The organism is Acetobacter persici, from assembly GCF_018256955.1.
In the GTDB taxonomy this organism is placed as follows: domain Bacteria; phylum Pseudomonadota; class Alphaproteobacteria; order Acetobacterales; family Acetobacteraceae; genus Acetobacter; species Acetobacter persici.
On sequence record NZ_JAERKU010000031.1, the window covers coordinates 1 to 848 of the forward strand.

The window sequence follows — 848 nt, forward strand, 5'->3', positions numbered from 1 at the left end:
TAGGGCCTGTTAGGCCTTGATATAGTCTGCTGTAGCGGCGATGAGGATGACGGAAAGAAAGGATGCGGCTGTCTTTTCGTATCGGGTCGCGACAGCCCGCCACTCCTTGAGCCTTGCCCACAGGTTTTCAACCAGATGTCGGTGTCTGTAAGCCCATTTTGGACAGGCGACTTCTGCATCATTCCTCCTTGGCGGGATGACAGGACGAGATCCCCAGTTCCAGAGATATTCGCGGAATTTATGCGAGGCATATCCACGGTCACAGACGACATAGGTCGGTGGGTATGGCAGATCGTCGAGCAAGGAATAAGCGGATGGCAGTTCGTGTGCCTGCCCGGGCGACAGTGTGAAGGACAGCGCCCTGCCGTGTCCATCTGCGGCTACGCAGACCTTGGTGCCAAAGCCTCCACGTGAGCGGCCAAGTGCCTCACGATCCCTGAGGCATCCTCTGCATCCCCCTTTTTGGCGGCCCCAGCTGCCTTGTGATGGGCACGGATCGTCGTGCCATCGAGAAAAACCATGCCGAGGGCCTGATCTTTGCCTTTGACTTTTTCAAAGAGGCGCTGCCACACCCCAAGCTTCGACCAGCGAATGAACAACTGTGCGGCAATCCACCAAGGACCAAATTCAGATGGCAGAGCGCGCCATTTTGCACCGTTCTGATGGCGCCAGAAGATCGCAGATATCGTCCGTCGAAGGTTCTTCGGTGGGGTCTTGCCCTTCGGACGGACTTCCTCGATCAAAGGCTCCCAGACGGACCATGCGGTATCAGAAAAGACAGACTGCATCATACTCATCATAAACAGCTATGCAGTCCGTTCTGGCATTCAAGGTCTAACAGGCCCTAG

Annotated in this window: 1 protein-coding gene; it reads right to left on the bottom strand. The window is 55.9% G+C overall.

The features are described from left to right. Positions 1–9: 9 nt before the first annotated feature. Positions 10–788 (bottom strand): IS5 family transposase gene (locus tag JK199_RS15680; protein ID WP_212377732.1). Its coding sequence is split into 2 segments (ribosomal slippage): positions 10–447 and positions 450–788, totalling 777 coding nucleotides; the frame shifts between segments, so codons are not numbered across the junction. Positions 789–848: the final 60 nt, after the last annotated feature.